Source organism: Bradyrhizobium erythrophlei, assembly GCF_900129505.1.
GTDB lineage: Bacteria > Pseudomonadota > Alphaproteobacteria > Rhizobiales > Xanthobacteraceae > Bradyrhizobium > Bradyrhizobium erythrophlei_D.
The window spans coordinates 5,195,763-5,211,973 of the sequence record NZ_LT670818.1; the positions used below are offsets into that span (position 1 = coordinate 5,195,763).

Below are 16,211 nucleotides of genomic sequence, written 5' to 3' on the forward strand. Positions count from 1 at the left end.
GTTTTGTTGGTTGCCGGGCCTTTTACAGGAACCCGCGCGAACCCGCTGTAGGTTGGTTGCTACGATTGTTTCAGCGTTGCTAAAGAAGCCGCGTACCTACCGCAGCGCCTTGGATTTAGCGCCATTGGAGCCGTATCGCTGCTCGCGATGTGTTGATCGATCAGGCCGGTTTTCCCTCGCGCTGACGCCGCTTCCTGTCAACGTGGTTCGACCAGTTTGCGGCCGGCACGCCCTGCTAATCAAGTCCAGCCGCACCTTGCTTTCCGGCGTGCCTGCTTGCGCAGCCCTGCCGTTTCCGCCGGTTGGACATGGAGAGAGTCCCGCTCGCGACCTGCATCGGTGCTGGCAGCATACGGGGAGCTCCTGCCGTTGGCTGCTGTGACAATCGGGACAAGACTGCGTCGAGGGAAGCAAGATGGCAAAAGCGGTGGCGTTCAGATGCGCCTACGATCAGGCACAAGATTGCCATTCGCGCCGCCGCTCATATTCCGACGATGTGGAATGATGGGACCGGGGTCGGCAGCGATTTGGAAGGCGAGTAGTGGTCGTGACTGGCGAATCGACGGGCATCGACGGGGCGATACGATAGAGGTGAAGATCATGCTTGCCGACTCGCCTGAACTCAATATCGGAAACACGACGTTCATGCTTGTATGTTCAGCATTAGTGATGCTGATGACACCCGGCGTTGCATTTTTTTACGGAGGTCTAGTCACAAAGAAGAACGTACTGACTGTTATGATCCAAAGTTTCGCGTCTTTGTGTTGGACAACAATACTTTGGTTCTGCATTGGTTATTCGATGTGCTTCGGACCGACTTGGCACGGCGTGACTGGTGATCCAACATATTTTGCCTTTTTGAGAGGCGTTAGCTTGAATACAATTTACACCGGAAATAACTCTGGCATTCCTCTCGGGTTGCATTTTGTATATCAACTGATGTTCGCAATTATTACGCCTGCTCTAATTACTGGTGCGTTTGCTAATCGGGTAACTTTCAGTGCGTACTTGCTCTTCCTCACTGCCTGGCTGATTTTCGTGTATTTCCCGTTCGTTCACATGATCTGGAGTCCGGACGGTTTGTTTTCAAGAATGGGCGTGTTGGATTTTGCTGGCGGGATTGTTGTACACACCACAGCTGGGTTTGCAGCTTTAGCCTCAGTGATATTCGTAGGGCGTAGATGCGATAGCACTGATGCACCCCACAATGTTCCATTAATGGCACTAGGTGCGGGGTTGTTGTGGTTTGGCTGGTTTGGCTTCAATGCTGGATCAGAAGTCGGCGTAGATTGGGTAACCGTTTCATCCTTTGTCAACACGCAATTGGGAGCGGCTTTCGCTGGATTCGCTTGGCTTGTTTTGGAATGGGCCAACGTTCGGCGGCCCAATTTTGTCGGCCTCATGACTGGTGCGGTTGCTGGTCTTGCGGCCATTACCCCAGCTGCCGGTTATGTGTCCTTCGCTATCGCATCGGTAATCGGCTTTTCGGCCGGACTGGGCTGCTATTACGCCGTTGCGATAAAAAAGGTCTTTGGGTGGGATGACGCGCTAGACGTGTGGGGAGTGCATGGTGTCGGCGGGGTTCTCGGCGCCATCCTGCTCGGAGTATTCGCTGCGAAAAGCTGGAATCTACACGGTGCGGCAGGTTTATTGTCCGGTGGCACTCGGTTCTTTCTTTGGCAGTGCATTGCCGTCGTTGTATCGGCGGCCTGGGCGTTTGCCTTTAGCTACGCGGCGCTATGGCTGATTAACTGCGTCACTTCGGTTCGCGTGGATGAGGAAACAGAGAAGCTGGGGCTAGACGCTGGTCTCCTTGGAGAAGCGGCCTATTCGGAGGACCGATGACCGTCTGTTCGGCATTGTAGCCCTGGATGCGCGAGAAATAGATCGGCAGTCTCTATCCTGCACCGCCCCCGATTCAGACGAACAGGACGCGCATCCCGCGCATACCGAGCATGATCACCGTCGCAACGATCCCAGCGACGACCGCACCGCCGATCACGAATAGATCGGCGAACGCTTTGCTCATGCCATGCGCCGTAATGACCGCACGCCCCCAGCCGCGAAAGGCGGTTCCGACTTGATGGGTGCGTCACTCCAGTTTGCGTACCTTTCTGATCGCGACCAGGCCCAGGGTGGCCGATCTTAAACCTAGGTATGCTCTTCTCAACCCAATGTTACGTGTTGGATCAACCTCCGTGCAATGGTCCAGTCCATCTCTCTATGATTACACTTTAATTTAGGTGACCGAACGACAGTTGAGGCGTCTGGCACCGTCCTACGGGAAAACACCAAAAAAGGCGAGGAGCGAGTCATGGGCCGGATGTTCGACCTTGTCGGACGTTTGATTGCCGGGTTACAGAAGCCGGCCAACTGCGAGCCGTTCACTCCGAACGATTTGACGGGCTTACGCGACACCCTTCGACCCGGTGATGTTTTGCTGGTTGAGGGCAAAGGTCGTATTTCTGGCAGCATCAAATATCTCACTCAATCGACCTGGTCGCATTCAGCATTGTATGTCGGGCCGATGGCCGGCGTCGCAACCGACGGCGAGCCCCATGTCCTGATAGAAGCCAATATCGACGAAGGTGTCGTGTCGGCGCCGCTATCGAAATATCTGCATTGTCAAACCCGCATCTGCCGGCCGGTGGGCCTGAGCGAAGCGGACTGCGAAAAAGTCTGCCGCTACGCCTCCGAACGCATTGGTCTCGGCTACGATTTCAAAAACGTCGTCGACCTGATGCGCTACCTGTTCCCATGGCCAGTGGCGCCGCGTTGGCGCCGTCGAACGATTGCGCTCGGGTCCGGCGATGCTGGCCGCATCATCTGTTCTTCGCTAATTGCGCAAGCATTCGATGTCGTGCGTTACCCGATCTTGCCCAAGATCACGCACGTCGAAAGCCAGACGTCGTGGCGCGAAACCGCCGAGATCCGCCACTCGTCACTTTACGCGCCGCGCGACTTCGATATTTCGCCCTACTTCATGGTGGTGAAGCCCACGCTCGCGCGCGGATTCAACTATAAAGATATGCATTGGGCCGATCTTCCCGAGGTTCACACCGGACAGGTCACGCTCGCTCCAGAGATCGAAGACGCAATCGCGGAAGTAGCCTAAACCCGAATTGCCCGGATGAGGCACTGAGTTGCAGGGCGCTCACGTCGTTTCAAACATGGGGCTCAGTTCTTTGTTCTGGACCGAGCGAGGCGGCGATGGCGAACCCGGCAGCCTAAGCGCACTGCCGTTGTCAGTCGCCCCACGAATTGGCGGCTGGTGCGATCGCCGTCTCGTCGACCACAAATCAATCTGGAGATTGATATGTTAAAGCCACGCCTACAATTGATCCATTGCTCGAACGGCATCCGACCGGAAGCAAAGTACCGGCAGCGTGGCCGTAGCTTTCGACCTTTGGTCATTCATGGCGGCGCGAGAGCGAGATCCGCGCCGAGAGAGAACTCATGGGAAGCTGCGCTTGAACTGATCAATCTTGGTTTTTTGATCTCCCAAGTCAATTGCCTTGCCTTCTTGCGAGCGAGTCTAACAGTTCTTGAGGCCTACAATCGGACTGATCCTGAAATGACCAGGTAGAATCGCATTGTGCCTCCCCCCGATGTGTTGCGGCCCGGTGGGTGGCGGACACAACCGCGCTCTCGCGGATCGTTCGCATCGACCGTGCTGCTCGATCCGTCCGCACCCTTCCGCGCAGAAGTCAACTCGCTAAAGAGCCCTCGGCGCCACCGTCGTATTCCTTCCCCGATTGCTCTCAACACGGGCCGCGGGACAGTGCCGGCGAGGGTCATGTCCGTTCGGGTAATAGGCGCGGGGTCCGACTACCTAGTAGGACATCAAGCAGCAAAGCCCTTATGAATTGCCCTGCTTTGGTACCGTCCCTCAAGGGGCTGCGGGCTATTTGCCCAAAGGGAATACTCTGCAGTGTCTGGCGAAGCCTCATGCTCCCCATGGAAGGTCGAGCCGATCTCGGAGGAAGTTATTCCATGGACGAAGATATCTTGCGCAAATTGGAGGAACGTCTCGGACCGCTCCGTGCGAGACAGCGATTGGGTATCGAGACGGACCATGAGGCGAAAATCTTCGGCAAAGGTCTGCTCTCCTTTCACGCAAAGAATTGGTATCCGGTCCATTCTGTCATTCGAAACGCACTGAAGCTGACCGGTCTCGATTGGCGCGGATGCCGGAATACAGGACGCATTCTCGTCAAGCGCAATGACATCTTGTTCAAGGAGTTGCCGGCGCTTTTTGACGGCTTCACCATACTCCACCTTAACGACATGCATGTGGACTGAACAAAGCTGCCATGCAGCGCCTGATCGAACTCGTCGGCGACATGCGTTACGATTTATGTGTTCTAACCGGCTACTATCGAGGGAAGAATTGTGGACCGTTCGAGGCAACCTTGGACGGCGTCGGACGAGCGCGGGCTCATCTAAAGGAGCCCGTTTATGGAGTGCTGGGCGATCACGATACCATCCAAATGGTTCCGGGGCTGGAAGCCATCGGAATACGGATGCTGCTCAATGAGAGCGAGGTGATCGTGCGCGGTGATCACCAGATCTATCTAGCGGGAATCGATGACGCGCACTGCTTCAAGGTCGACAATATCGAAAAGGCTGCATCGCAGATACCGTCTGGCAAGTTCTCCATCTTATTGTCGCACACACCGGAAATCTATCGCCAGGCGGCTCATGCCGATTTCAATTTGTTGCTGAGCGGACACACGCACGGTGGCCAGATCTGTCTGCCAGGATCTATTCCGATTATACTTGACGCAGTATTGCCTCGACAGATGGGGGCGGGAGCTTGGCAGTATCATAACATGACTGGTTACACCTCTGTGGGTGCTGGATCGAGCGTCGTTCCTGTTCGTTTCAACTGTCCGCCGGAAATCACCCTGCATTGCCTTCATTCGGGCTAACGTCGCGCTAATATGGTTCGTCGCGCAGGTGGGCCGGGCACCTGCTCGAGGTTTTCGACGGCTCCCACGAAGTCGCTCTTCGCCTCACCGTCACGCCCGAAAAACGTTCGAAAAACGGGGGCAAGCCGTTTTCAAACTGACACGGCTGCGTCATAAATCGTTCAGCCCGTCGTAATCAGACGCATAACAATCGACTGGCAAGGCCCGGCGCGTGACCGACGGGGGCACGCAGCCGGGCCGCCATAGTTGGCGGCATTCAGCGCGGGTCCGGCCGGTATGGTGAAATACCAGACAGTCGGCCTAGACTACGTGGCTCTCCGGAAGGAGTGCCTCCACGCTGTTCGGCAATGGCCCGGTTGCGAGTCCATCGGCGGCATTCAAATCCTTCGAGGTTGGCGGCCTGCGACCTTCTCCGTCAAGATAACGCTGTACGGAACCGCTGACGTGAGGACGGCCGATCGCGCGATCGCTTGCGTCCAGCGCGAGAAGCGGCGGCAATTTCATCTGATCGAGTAGTGCTGCCCAGCTATCCTGCTGTCGCCCACAGCGTTACACCGATCAGCAGCACCGTCAGAATCCCTGGCATCGCAATTCGCGTCTGGAACTTCTTGCCGGATTAGAAGCTGTTTCCGCATTTCGGTGAGGCGCGCTCGGCAATATTCCTTGTAAAGCACGTCAAATAGCGCGGGCATGATCGAACCCCCGTCGTTTGAAACACTGCCGCAGGATCTAACCGAGCATCGTTTCAAACCGACGTCGCCGCTCCACCAGAAATGGCTTCGTCGCCAACAGATTGGTTTCGTCGGAACCGCTCCCACGAAATGATCCGCTGAAGGGGCCGTCTAACGCGGCAGGCGCCGCGGGGGACGCGCTAAGATCACGTTGGGGGTTCTCTCTACCGCCGCCCGGCCAAACCGCTCCCCCGTGCCCCCCCTGCCGCGATCGTAGCTTTCCGCAGCCGGCGGCCAACGGAAAATGCAGTTCGCTCCGCCGTCATCAATATGCCGTGGAGCCCAAGGCAGGTTGGTGGATCCACAACGTCGCGAGACCGTCCATGCAGATGCCGCCGCTTGATCCAGATATCGCCGATACTGCGCCCTCCGATTCCGTTTTGACCGTTTATGACGAGCAACACATTGTCACCTATCTGCGCCTGCTCGACGCGGACGCGGAGGGTGCCGACTGGCGTGACGTCGCACGAATAGTGCTGCATCGTGATCCGGAATCCGATCGCACCAGGAGGGCTTTCGAGAGCCACTTGGCCCGCGCAAAATGGATGGCGGAGTTCGGTACCGCGGATTGCTCCGCGGTACCGATCGGCGGACCTGACGACTCGCCGGCTGCGATGCAACGCTCGATCTTGGCCTGCACCTCCGGCGTTTAATCACCGCGCGGCGCTCGTCCTCTGCGGTGCGCTGGATGCCGTGCTTGGCGTTTGCCCACGCGCCGCGTCAGCGACCGCAGGCGGGCCTATCAGCGCGAAGAGGCACAACGTTTGTGAGCGCTGTCCCGGAGGCGGGGTCCGGACCGGCTTGGACCATTCCGTCGTCTCTTACGAGGAATACGGGGCGTGGATCGATGGCAAGGCGATCGAATAATGCCTGAAGTTCGGGCCGGAGTCCGTCGCCGCGCAGAGTAGCGATAGAGTGGAATTTCCGCATGATGTGCTCCCAGGGCGCTGGTATTAGGCCGCCCCCTTGAGGACGTAGTCGCCTGGCACGCACTTGATGCGGGCAACGTTCCACTGGTCACCGCTGAACATCGAGCGGCGCTTCCAGTCTGCGATCGCAGGCTGCGATAGCATGCAAGCCTGCATGGGCATCTCGTCCTTGACAACGATTTCCTCACGGCAGACCGGCTGCGGGATGCTGGCCAGCGTGTGGCACATTAGGGCGACGACGGTGATTTGCATGTTGGTCTCTACTGTGCCGGGCCGAAAATGAAGATGCCCGATTCTGTATCCACAAGCGTAATCACAGAGAGATAGAAGGGGAATTGTGCGGAGGTTTGATCCGTACCGTTACTTGGTTGAGAAGAGCATACCTAGGTTTAGGATCTGCCACCTGTACGAGGTCTTTGCGGTGCCGATGCCTCGACCTCGCGCGGCAGCGACGCATAGTTTTCGCTGACTGTTGCCTTCGCACAACGTTTTCAGCTCGAGTTCGCAAGGAAGTCGTTTCGTTGCGTCCTCGACCAACGCCATCGTGCCCTCGTTACGGATCGTGCCGCGGGGATGTCAATCGGCTTATTTTGAGCGAGGCCTCGCAATGAGTAGGGGGCTACGAGGCCTCGCCGGCCGCGCGCGCCAGGGATTGAGCCGCGCACAGCCTGATCAAAGCAATCCCGCCGGCGGAGTACCGTTCCAAGGAACGGATGCAGCTTTCCGGAGTTGGCTCATCACTATCGGATCACCTTCCCCCAAGGCCCGATAGCAGAACGGCTCCGGCTTGCCCCCATCGCTGGAGCCGTTCGCTTGTCGGCCGCCATGTGAGACGGGCACGACACGCCCAAGAACGCGGCCGGCCGCCTCGCATGAGGGGATCACGGCCGGCCGCGCGGGCCAGGCGCACTGGGGACGCTAGAGTCTGGCCCATCGTGAAACTAGGCCGTCGGGGCGCCGGCGGCATGGGGTGTCGAGCGCGAGGCTGTGGCGAGATATCGAGAGCGGCCGCCGGGGGGCTTATTGGAGGAGGGTGTTCGCGGCCGCTCCGACTGTGCGCACGGGGCGACCGAAGCACGCAGCCTTCAGACAAATGATGATGGAACCGGCGAAGTCATCGGCCACACGCGGATGTGATGGCGTGGTCGTAAGGATTTTATTCCCATTCATGTTTGTGTGTGGTCCCCGTTCTCTCAGGGCCCAGCGGGTATCTCGATCGCGCCGGCCCTCGACACCGCTGCGGCGGTAATCATCCCGCTGCGATTTGGGCGATTACCTGGGCCGAAGTCGCCGAAGAGTATAATGCCCTGACCCACAATGGCGACGATCAAGGCCACGATCACGGGTAAAACTGTGCTGTTCTGCATTGTGGAGTCGCTTCAATTACCTGACTCCGCAGGTAGTGTGCATTGCGGTATTCGACGATCAACCGGCGTTCACAATTTCGGGGGGAACACCGACGTTTCCGACGCATTCCCCGAAATCCTTACCCGACGCGCCGCAAATGGTGTTTGTCTGAGCTAGAAGCGCGTCACCTTGCTATCGATCAGCGCCTGGATCTGAGCCTGTGTTGGCGCCGCCGGCCTGAGGGTCACCACCTTGCCGCTGCGCTCGGGCCTGACGACACCTTCGTCACACCCAGATCGCACATAGACCCAGCGGCGGAAGGCACCACTGCCACGCTGCCGCCGTGCCAGTCCTAGCGATACCAGGGACCCGTGCGACTCGAGTCTTCTCCAGCTGCCCGCAGTGCTTCAGCTCGAGAGACAGGACATCCCGCAGAACGCGATCCACTGAGACCTCGGCGACGCTCGCCGGCGTGGCTGCTAATCATGCTTTCCGCGTTTGCTTGTCCCTTTGTAAGTTCCACCATACCCCTACGGATTGGAAAAGTTGCAAGGAGTCGGGCTGTACATAGGGCCGCGATCAAACCCGTAGCAGCCGACTATCGGACCAGTAATCGAACCGAATGCCACGAACGGCGGTGGCAAATAGGTAGCTGTTGTTTGCTGTAGGGGCGATTTGCGACAGCCGCGCTGCGCGTCGCAGTCAATCGCCGAAGCGTTCTGCGGCGACAAAACGGCAAGCGCGAAAACCGGTATGATCCAACGCAATGCGGCAACGTACTCCATCAAACTGGCTCCCATCGTCACGCCCCGCTTCCTAGTCCCCCCGTCTTCTTAACTCTGTCAATCAGCCGTGCTCTTGTACTTCGATGTTGATTGGCCTGCTGGGCAAAATCGGGTTTTCGCCCAATGAACGCGGCAGCTCAATTTACCAACCCGACCGGATGCGCTGCAAACGACAAACACGGCGAGTTAGACACGCGTGCGCCAAACGCCGCCGCGAATACCAACCAGTGCGGCCAGCCCGCGTTGGCCGCGTAACAGTTTTATCGGCAAGCCGAACACGGCCCGACGTTACCGACATAGCGTTGGGCCACGCTGCATCACGAACGGCGCGAGCGTCGTGAATTTGCTTGCGGGTTAGTCTGACTTCGGCGATGAGACCGGGCATTCGAAGACTGTATTGCCATGCTCATCAACAACGCGCACTAGACTTGATCCGCAAAAATCGCCGCCCTTTCTTAATTCTTCAGCAAGGACCTTAGCGTGACGTCTCGCGGATTCAAGAGTCGGCAGACTACGTCCCAGTTCGTCGGGAAACAGTTCTGAACCACCAACGATGTGAAAGAAATAACGCATCGCGCCGCAATAATGCGAGCGATGGTTGGCATCTAGTGACAAATGAGTCAGTTAGTAACAGATAAGTCAGGTTTGGGCTGGATTAAAATGTGTCCATTATCCCCGCGTACTCAACGATATCTCGTGCTTCGCCGCCATTACCGTGGTTGCACCAACGGTTCGCCTCAATGCCTTGGCGATTCTCGCAGCTCCCCGTTTTTCTTTGGCCATGGCCTTCAACGTGCGTAGATCGTCCTTGGTCCATGCGCGACGAACTACTTCTTTCTTTTTTGGCATTCACCGGCTCCTTGAGAACCGGAGTTCTATTACTGCAAAGTTTGTTCGAAATGTGCCATTGTTGGTCGGCTAGTTCAACCCTTCGGTGGATTTCGTTTATGAAACTCCACTTGGGGAGCGGACTCAACTAACAGGCAGCGTAGCTCATCGATCTGGCAAGCGAAATCCATCGCTTTTGCCTTCAACACTTCCATCGCATGACCCCGATGACCTTCCAACTCTGCAATGCGTTCGTTGAAGGCGTCCAATTCATCTTCTAATTTCTGAATTTCGTGCTGGATCGGAAACTGCCGAGCTGTAACTCTACCAACGGCTGGTGGCTGCTTTGGACGCGTAGCTAGCCGGTTGCCGGTTCTTTGCCGCTGTGTGCTCATGGTCCCCCCGAATCGCAAGCAGGTAACTACTTTATCACTCGCAGCCCAACCCTGTGCTCGACCCGGTTCATTGCTGCGGCCAGTTCTTCCGTGTCCAGAACTGCGATGAGTTGGGTGATTATTTCGTCCGCATCACTCGTCGACGACTCAAGATGTTCGGCGACAATCAGACCGACCTGACGCAACGCGAAGAAAATTAGCTCTTGATCGGTCATGAAAGATCACGGCTTTATAAAAATGACGGGGCCGCCGGGGCGGGGACACCGACGGCCCCTATCGCGTGAGTTAGAAATGTGGCCGGTGACTTGGGGGGCAGTCGGTCAACTCTGCGCGACGGTTGATGATAGCTCGGGAATGTCAAGCATCAACGAAACTCGCTGCTTAACCTAACTAGTAAAGCTTACTGGCGGTGCACGTCACAACGCACTCAAATCATCTGGCACATCACCGAACTTTCGCAACACAGTTGCATCGCGAAAATCGCCGGTCGCCGGATCGCCAGTGCGACTGAAAGCGACCGCACCGGTACGACCGAATACGTTCCAAAGACCCTGCGCACTTTCTATCGCGGCTGCAGGATTTGGACATTCAACGGGTTCACCGACAACGACGTTGCCGTCAGTAACATCGAACGGCAACGCCACGAAATATGTAATTCCGGCCATGGCCTGACTCCTGCCGGCTCACGCAGCCGCAGGGCGGTTATATGCTTTGGATCGAAATGTCAAAGTCGATTGATGCATTGCGGTTGCATCAGCTTGCCTTGGCGGCATTTCGGTGCGCGATGAGAACGGAAATGAGTTCTTCGTAGCACCGATCAAGTCGACTGTTCGAGAGGGTCGACTGCACCCGGAAAGGCATGGATCAGCTAACCGCGTCTAAGGGTGCCGCTCAGCGTAAACCTTAACTGAGTTGGCGCTGTTGCGTTGTCATCGGGCCTGCGTGCATCGACTGCTGAAGTGGTCTCTTCTGCTTGCGCCACGAGAGCTGCGCTCGCTCAAGCTCGTGCCAACGCTCGGCCTGTGCAATCCATTTGCCCCGATTGTGAGGCTCTAACCTCGCCCGCTCCAAGCAATACAATTCCATTATCGTGCAATCATTATCACTCATCATCGGCCTCCCTTATCCACAACCTTATTTCTTTTTGTTGCGTCAGAGTCATTACGATTATGAGTCAGAACTATTTTCCGATTCGTCCACCAGCCGGCACGTAGCGCCGCCCGATGCCAGGCTCCGCACGCAGGCCCGCAATCCTTCGGGCGGGTACGCTGATCGAGGCTATAGATCAGGCTGAGCGCAACGACGCTCGCGCCCCGAAGGTGATTTTCCCTCTCCTGTTTGCTTTTGCGGAGACCTACAAACCGGCCTAAGATTAGTTTTTAGGCTGGTCAAAGTGACCACTCGAGCCTTCTCAGGAGTTCGAAGAAGACCTCGATCGCATCGAGCAGCACCTTGATGAGGCGCGCAGAGAACGTGGCGAGCTTTAGAGCAAGCGCCCCCGAAGGCACTGAAAATTGGGCGGGCATCGGTTTATCGAGCGGTACTATCTGTGCCGTGAGGCAGTGGGAGCGAAACCGTGTTTGGCTGGTTTAAATCCGAGAAGCGGGAGCGGCGGAGGAAAATTAAACTTGATCGCAAACACCTTGAAGCAAGGTCGCGGCGCTTTCTGAAAAGCTACCTAAACGCAGATGAAACGCGAAAGGCTCAATTCTATCGGGCTGTCGAAGAGGCGTCTAAGCAATGTCAGCCAGTGAAACCAGGTTTACCGCCCCCCGAATTAGAAGATGCCCAAATCGCCGAAGCCACTTCCGGTGCAGCGATGAAAATGGTCTTGGGGCGTGAAGAGCGGGGTGCGCTGAAGAAAGATGAACGCATTTCCGACTTCGTCACCGACGCTTACGCTACCGTAGGCATTGCATACCATCGCGCAGCAGGTGTCTACACGATGGACAAAGAGATGCAGGAATTAGGAACTGCTGCTGTTCACCTTCTCACCATGGCGACCTCATACATGAGGGCGCAAAACGACTGACGGGCGAGTTCGGTTCCGAGGCCGTTCAGCGGAATCGTTGTTGATGTGCTCTAATTCCGGGTCTGGGTGTCAAGCTCCCCAATGATCGTCCTTGCCGGGCCCACTGTTCTCTCCGCGATAGGGGTGGACCCTCCGCATGATGGCGCAAGGTGACGCTGGCGGTTCAATGTTGCAATCGCGGTCGCCCTTTCAGGCGCTCGCAAAGAATCGGTCGAACTCACCATCGCCATCGTCCCGGCAGGGACGTCTTTCCCCGCCTGTTTGGCAGATCTCGCTAATGTCCTCGCTAGGCAGCAATTTCCTTCTTCGACCAGTTGAACTCGGTTCCATCGATCCACATGCGATGCAGAATGACCGCGAGCTTGCGCGCGACCGCAACCTCGGCCTTGCGGAGCCCGTTGCGCTTGGCGAGCCTTACACTCGAAGCCTTAACGGCGGACCATTTTGGGACGCGCGTCAGCAGAACCCCAGCTGCTTCAAACAGGTAACTTCGTAGCATCGCGTCGCCGCACTTAGAGATGCGACCTGTCCAATCGACCTCTCCGGACGCATGGCGTCTACTGGTTAGCCCGACGTAAGCACCTACGCTTCTCGACCGCGCAAGCCGTGCCTTGAAGGCGAGCGCAGTGATCGGACCGACCCCAGGCACGGTTATAAACCGACGGACCTGCGCATCATGGCGAGCCAGTTTCATAACCTTGCGGTCAAGCTCACTGACCTGCTGCCCGACGGCATCGCGCGCTTCGAGCCGCGGTCTGACCGCAGCTATCAGCTCAGGACGGCCCTCGATCAACTCCTCGGCTCGCACGGCGAAGACATTGAACTTGGCACGGCCGATGACAAGGCCGAGATTCTTGAGAAGGCCGCGGACATGGTTCTCGAGATCGGGCTTGATCTTGACCAGAAGAGCCCGGCTGGCCAGCAGCGCCCTGACCGAGTGGCAGTCGATATCCTTGACATGCACCTCCTTGAACCAGCCGGTCTGCATGATGCGGGCGATCCCGATAGCATCGTTGCGGTCGCTCTTGTTGATCTGCATCTTGAGCACGGCCTTGGCATGGCGCGCGTCGATGCAGATCACCGGTAGGCCAAGTTGCTTAAGCTCTGTCCATAACCAGGTGGACGTCGGTCCGGTCTCGAGGCCGATGCGTACCGCGCCCGGCGCCTTCGACTTCACGTAAACCGAGATCGTCTCAGGATCTGAATCGACCACACCCTCTCGCACGACCGACCCCGTCTGGTCCACCACGCAGATCGATGTCTGCTTCAACGACACGTCCAGTCCGACATAGTATTCCATTGCCGCTCTCCATCGTTGCGAGGCCACATGAGGCTGGCCTCATACGTTTCTGGAGAACTGATTCCCTTGCCTTTGTCTGGCTCGATCCCGGAATTACCCCATGTTGCAAAAGTCCAAAATCGAACAACCCAAAAAATCTCACGAAAGTCACGTCGCCTCGCACAAAACGCATCAGCGGCTCTGAGAATTCTCGTTCGTCACTCAAAAAAGACGTTTCAACAATATCGGCGCAATGCGGGCATCAGGTAGACGCCGGGTCCGCCGTTAATCACCTTTTCGCTTTGGTTTTTTGGGTTAACACATTAGTTATTTTTTTGCGGGCATTTTGCGCTTCCATTTATCAGGGAGGCACTATGTCTGACGTCACCATTCCCGGCGGCAAAATTCGCGCGTTCGTTGAACGGATCGAAAATCTGGACACCGAATTGTTGGAGTTGAACGAACAAAAGAAGGAAGTGTTTGCGGAGGCTAAAGGGGAGGGGTTTGACGTGAAGATCCTCAAAGAGATCATCAAACTTCGAAAGCAGGACCAGGAAGAGCGCGACGAGCGCGAGGGTCTGCTCGATCTCTATATGCGCGCCATGGAGCAGGCCGGGCCGGAGAAGGTCGCCAAGGCTGCATGATGAAGTAGGGCTGGTTCGTTCGCCGCAACTGTGGGTAATTCCATCACACCCTAGACAGGCGCCTCCACCCGCACACTATGCGCCCCGAGACGGAATCTCTGGAGGGCCTAGGGGGACAGTCTCGCAAAGGCCATGCGGTGTAATGCCCGCGTGGCCTTTGTTTTTTATCGTCTGGCGTAGGGACTCTGGGTAAAGGGCCGCTTCTGGCGCAAAGCGGTCATTGGCCAAAGCCCTAACGTCAGCCAAGTGCAACAAGAGAGACGCGCACCCGGCGATCGATCGGCTCGCACATGAACCAATCCGTACCAGAGAATTGGTAGAATCGTTGGAGGTCTGCTCGCTTGAGCAGATGTCCGTTCTACCCTCGACAGCAGACATCGCCAGGCCGCTCCGGCATGTCCGTTTCGTGCCAGTTTCGGACTCACGCACCGCAACAAAGGAGCGCCCTCTGCGTGAGGGCTGGTTTGAAACGCTGGCGACGCGCGCCGCCATCTCCGTCACGGCCCGAGAACCTGCAGTATATCCTCGGCGAAATTCTCTGCTGAGTCGACGTCGAGCACATCTCCGCCGTTCGGCTGGAACCCCACACTACCATGGCCCGCCCGGTGCAAAGGCCGGGCGGGTTTTCTGTTTTCATTCTCATCACATTGTCGCTTGATCGGGTGACAGCCTGCTTACGATTAGTCGTCGTCATCCTCGCGGTCGCGGCGCCAACCGCCGTAACCGCCCCAATAATGTGGATGTGGACCATAGTAGCCGTATCGATAGCGATAACGGCGACGCCAATCATCATCGTCGTCATATCGATAGCGATAGTCCCCTTAGGGACGATAGTAGTTCGGTTGCCACCAGCATCGTCCCCATTCGTTACAGACCCAGCCGACCTGTTCCACGCTCGACGTCGGCACCAAGGGTAGCGCGATCGGCATGGCGCTGGCGCTGGTTGCAGCAAATGAGGTGAACGCTGCGGCAGAGAGAATGCGAATAATGGGCTTTCCCATCAAAGCCTCCGGTGAGTTGATTGGTGACACAGTGTGGCGATGCCAACATAACCGTGGTTGAACAGTTGGCTCTGAAAACACGCCGACAGGGCCTGACCTTCAACAGGATATTGGCGTAGACGCCGCAACGGCAAAACATATCTGGAAGGTCCGGTCCGTAGGAGATGAGACCTCCCGCGTCCACGTGCGCAAGACAAGAGCTTTCGAACGCGGCGCGAGGCCACATTGGTTCACCAGTGACATCCTGGTCAGACAAGTCTCAGCGGTGTTCCTTTGCGAGCCGCGCGGATAATTCGCGACTCGCAAAGCAGATCGGGCCGACGCTTGATCGCTGGCCCGATCGCTCCCCCAGCCTAAGGTACATACTCGACCCAAGACGAATCTACGATCACGTAGTCGACCGGGAACCAAATGTAGGTATCGGTAAGATCGTCATAGACCCAATAGCCGTAGTAGTAGACGTCGGCCTGTGCGAGCTGCATGCTGGCAAGCGTTATCCCAGGTGTCGCCTCAGCCAGCTTCTGACGAGACTTCACTTTCTTCACCTGCATTCCGACGGCGGTAACAGCGGTTACCTTGCCGTTGTTCACTTCAGCGAACACATCGACTTTTTTTCCAGTCGTATGGATCTTGTGCTTGCCATTCTTTTTGATGTTTTCGCCAAGCAGGTCTTTTCCATTGAGATGGTGCTTCTCCTTCGCGAACGCGATGCGAGACGCGTCGATCGTGGTAGCTGCCGCGATCATTCCGAGTACGAGACGCCGATTAATCATGAACTTGTTTCCTTTGGAAAGTGGCTCTGCGCCTGACAACGTCGGCAGGATTTCCTGCAGGCGTTGCGACCAGGTGAGTTTTGTCATTTGCACTGAACCCATGATGAACGGGACGACCACAGATAAGTCCCAAAGATTTCCAACTAAGTGCGAGTGCCGAGGTCACCTTCAATCACCTTGACGAAGGCGACATTCCAATACGGCAATAAGCATGAATTTTTGCGTGAGAACCTCCCTTGCGCCGCTGATCAGAGTAATGAACTCGCGCCCCTGCATGTCCGTCCCCATGCTCTGGACACAGCATTGTATTGGCTTAAACGACTTTTTGATGGGGGTGATATCGGCATCAGAACCGTTGCCGCAGTGCACCGCGAATGTCGCAGTTGGGTCAAGCTTGGATTCTTGCTGGTCTGCAGCTCGGACTTCCCGTTCGCCGAGGGTCTTGGCCCCGACACAAAGCTCACACGCACACAAACCATCATGCAGGGCGCGAGCCACTGCGATTTTCGCTACGGGCGGCAGAAAGACTGATGGTC

General features: G+C 56.9%; 17 protein-coding genes and 1 pseudogene. 8 read left to right on the top strand and 10 right to left on the bottom strand.

From position 1 onward, the window contains the following. The first annotated feature begins 600 nt into the window (after positions 1–600). From B5525_RS24055 to B5525_RS24080, 5 genes are all read left to right on the top strand, one after another. Positions 601–1,845, top strand: a complete 1,245-nt coding sequence (locus B5525_RS24055) for an ammonium transporter (RefSeq protein WP_154073393.1) — start codon at positions 601–603, stop codon at positions 1,843–1,845. A 469-nt stretch (positions 1,846–2,314) separates the two neighbouring features. Then, positions 2,315–3,115 carry a YiiX/YebB-like N1pC/P60 family cysteine hydrolase gene (locus B5525_RS24060; RefSeq protein ID WP_079568229.1) on the top strand — a complete coding sequence of 267 codons (801 nt, stop codon included), beginning with the start codon at positions 2,315–2,317 and terminating at the stop codon, positions 3,113–3,115. 878 nt (positions 3,116–3,993) lie between these two features. Further along, the gene (locus tag B5525_RS47535) at positions 3,994–4,302 is read left to right on the top strand and encodes a hypothetical protein (protein WP_338075102.1); all 309 of its coding nucleotides are present in this window, start codon (positions 3,994–3,996) and stop codon (positions 4,300–4,302) included. 11 nt (positions 4,303–4,313) lie between these two features. Then, a complete protein-coding gene (locus B5525_RS24065) occupies positions 4,314–4,931 on the top strand; it encodes a hypothetical protein (RefSeq protein ID WP_338075104.1) in 618 nt (205 codons plus the stop codon). Between the two features lie 1,054 nt (positions 4,932–5,985). Beyond that, positions 5,986–6,315, top strand: coding sequence for a DUF2285 domain-containing protein (locus B5525_RS24080; protein WP_244567563.1), 330 nt, complete (start codon positions 5,986–5,988; stop codon positions 6,313–6,315). Positions 6,316–6,615: 300 nt separating this feature from the next. Here the strand turns inward: B5525_RS24080 and B5525_RS24085 are convergent, their stop codons facing one another. The 7 genes from B5525_RS24085 to B5525_RS44320 form a co-directional block, all read right to left on the bottom strand. Continuing rightward, positions 6,616–6,843, bottom strand: coding sequence for a hypothetical protein (locus tag B5525_RS24085; RefSeq protein WP_079566770.1), 228 nt, complete (start codon positions 6,841–6,843; stop codon positions 6,616–6,618). 2,234 nt (positions 6,844–9,077) lie between these two features. After that, complete coding sequence (locus B5525_RS47920; protein WP_425305210.1) at positions 9,078–9,296, bottom strand: DUF6894 family protein; 219 nt, start codon at positions 9,294–9,296, stop codon at positions 9,078–9,080. Positions 9,297–9,392: 96 nt separating this feature from the next. Next, positions 9,393–9,572, bottom strand: a complete 180-nt coding sequence (locus tag B5525_RS24095; RefSeq protein ID WP_079568233.1) for a hypothetical protein — start codon at positions 9,570–9,572, stop codon at positions 9,393–9,395. 74 nt (positions 9,573–9,646) lie between these two features. Further along, positions 9,647–9,946, bottom strand: coding sequence for a hypothetical protein (locus tag B5525_RS44315; protein ID WP_154073394.1), 300 nt, complete (start codon positions 9,944–9,946; stop codon positions 9,647–9,649). A gap of 26 nt (positions 9,947–9,972) precedes the next feature. Continuing rightward, on the bottom strand, positions 9,973–10,161 hold the full coding sequence (locus B5525_RS24100; protein WP_079568234.1) for a hypothetical protein: 189 nt from the start codon (positions 10,159–10,161) through the stop codon (positions 9,973–9,975). A 201-nt stretch (positions 10,162–10,362) separates the two neighbouring features. Next, positions 10,363–10,611 carry a hypothetical protein gene (locus tag B5525_RS24105; protein WP_079568235.1) on the bottom strand — a complete coding sequence of 83 codons (249 nt, stop codon included), beginning with the start codon at positions 10,609–10,611 and terminating at the stop codon, positions 10,363–10,365. Positions 10,612–11,334: 723 nt separating this feature from the next. After that, positions 11,335–11,472 (bottom strand): hypothetical protein, encoded by a 138-nt coding sequence (locus tag B5525_RS44320; protein ID WP_154073395.1) that lies wholly within the window; start codon positions 11,470–11,472, stop codon positions 11,335–11,337. 50 nt (positions 11,473–11,522) lie between these two features. Here B5525_RS44320 and B5525_RS44325 point away from each other — a divergent pair, with 50 nt between their 5' ends. Further along, positions 11,523–11,978, top strand: coding sequence for a hypothetical protein (locus B5525_RS44325; RefSeq protein WP_154073396.1), 456 nt, complete (start codon positions 11,523–11,525; stop codon positions 11,976–11,978). 286 nt (positions 11,979–12,264) lie between these two features. On the opposite strand, the gene B5525_RS24120 is transcribed toward B5525_RS44325, so the two are convergent. Beyond that, the gene (locus B5525_RS24120) at positions 12,265–13,278 is read right to left on the bottom strand and encodes an IS110 family transposase (RefSeq protein ID WP_079568237.1); all 1,014 of its coding nucleotides are present in this window, start codon (positions 13,276–13,278) and stop codon (positions 12,265–12,267) included. A gap of 353 nt (positions 13,279–13,631) precedes the next feature. On the opposite strand from B5525_RS24120, the gene B5525_RS24125 reads away from it, so the two are divergent. Continuing rightward, complete coding sequence (locus B5525_RS24125; protein WP_079568238.1) at positions 13,632–13,901, top strand: DUF2312 domain-containing protein; 270 nt, start codon at positions 13,632–13,634, stop codon at positions 13,899–13,901. A gap of 821 nt (positions 13,902–14,722) precedes the next feature. On the opposite strand, the gene B5525_RS44330 is transcribed toward B5525_RS24125, so the two are convergent. Together B5525_RS44330 and B5525_RS24135 are read right to left on the bottom strand one after the other, a co-directional pair. Then, positions 14,723–14,902, bottom strand: coding sequence for a hypothetical protein (locus B5525_RS44330; RefSeq protein WP_154073397.1), 180 nt, complete (start codon positions 14,900–14,902; stop codon positions 14,723–14,725). Positions 14,903–15,255: 353 nt separating this feature from the next. Next, on the bottom strand, positions 15,256–15,762 hold the full coding sequence (locus tag B5525_RS24135; protein WP_154073398.1) for a hypothetical protein: 507 nt from the start codon (positions 15,760–15,762) through the stop codon (positions 15,256–15,258). Positions 15,763–16,065: 303 nt separating this feature from the next. Between B5525_RS24135 and B5525_RS46545 the strand changes: the two are divergent. Then, a pseudogene (locus B5525_RS46545) lies at positions 16,066–16,206 on the top strand (L-2-amino-thiazoline-4-carboxylic acid hydrolase); the annotation flags it as partial. Positions 16,207–16,211: the final 5 nt, after the last annotated feature.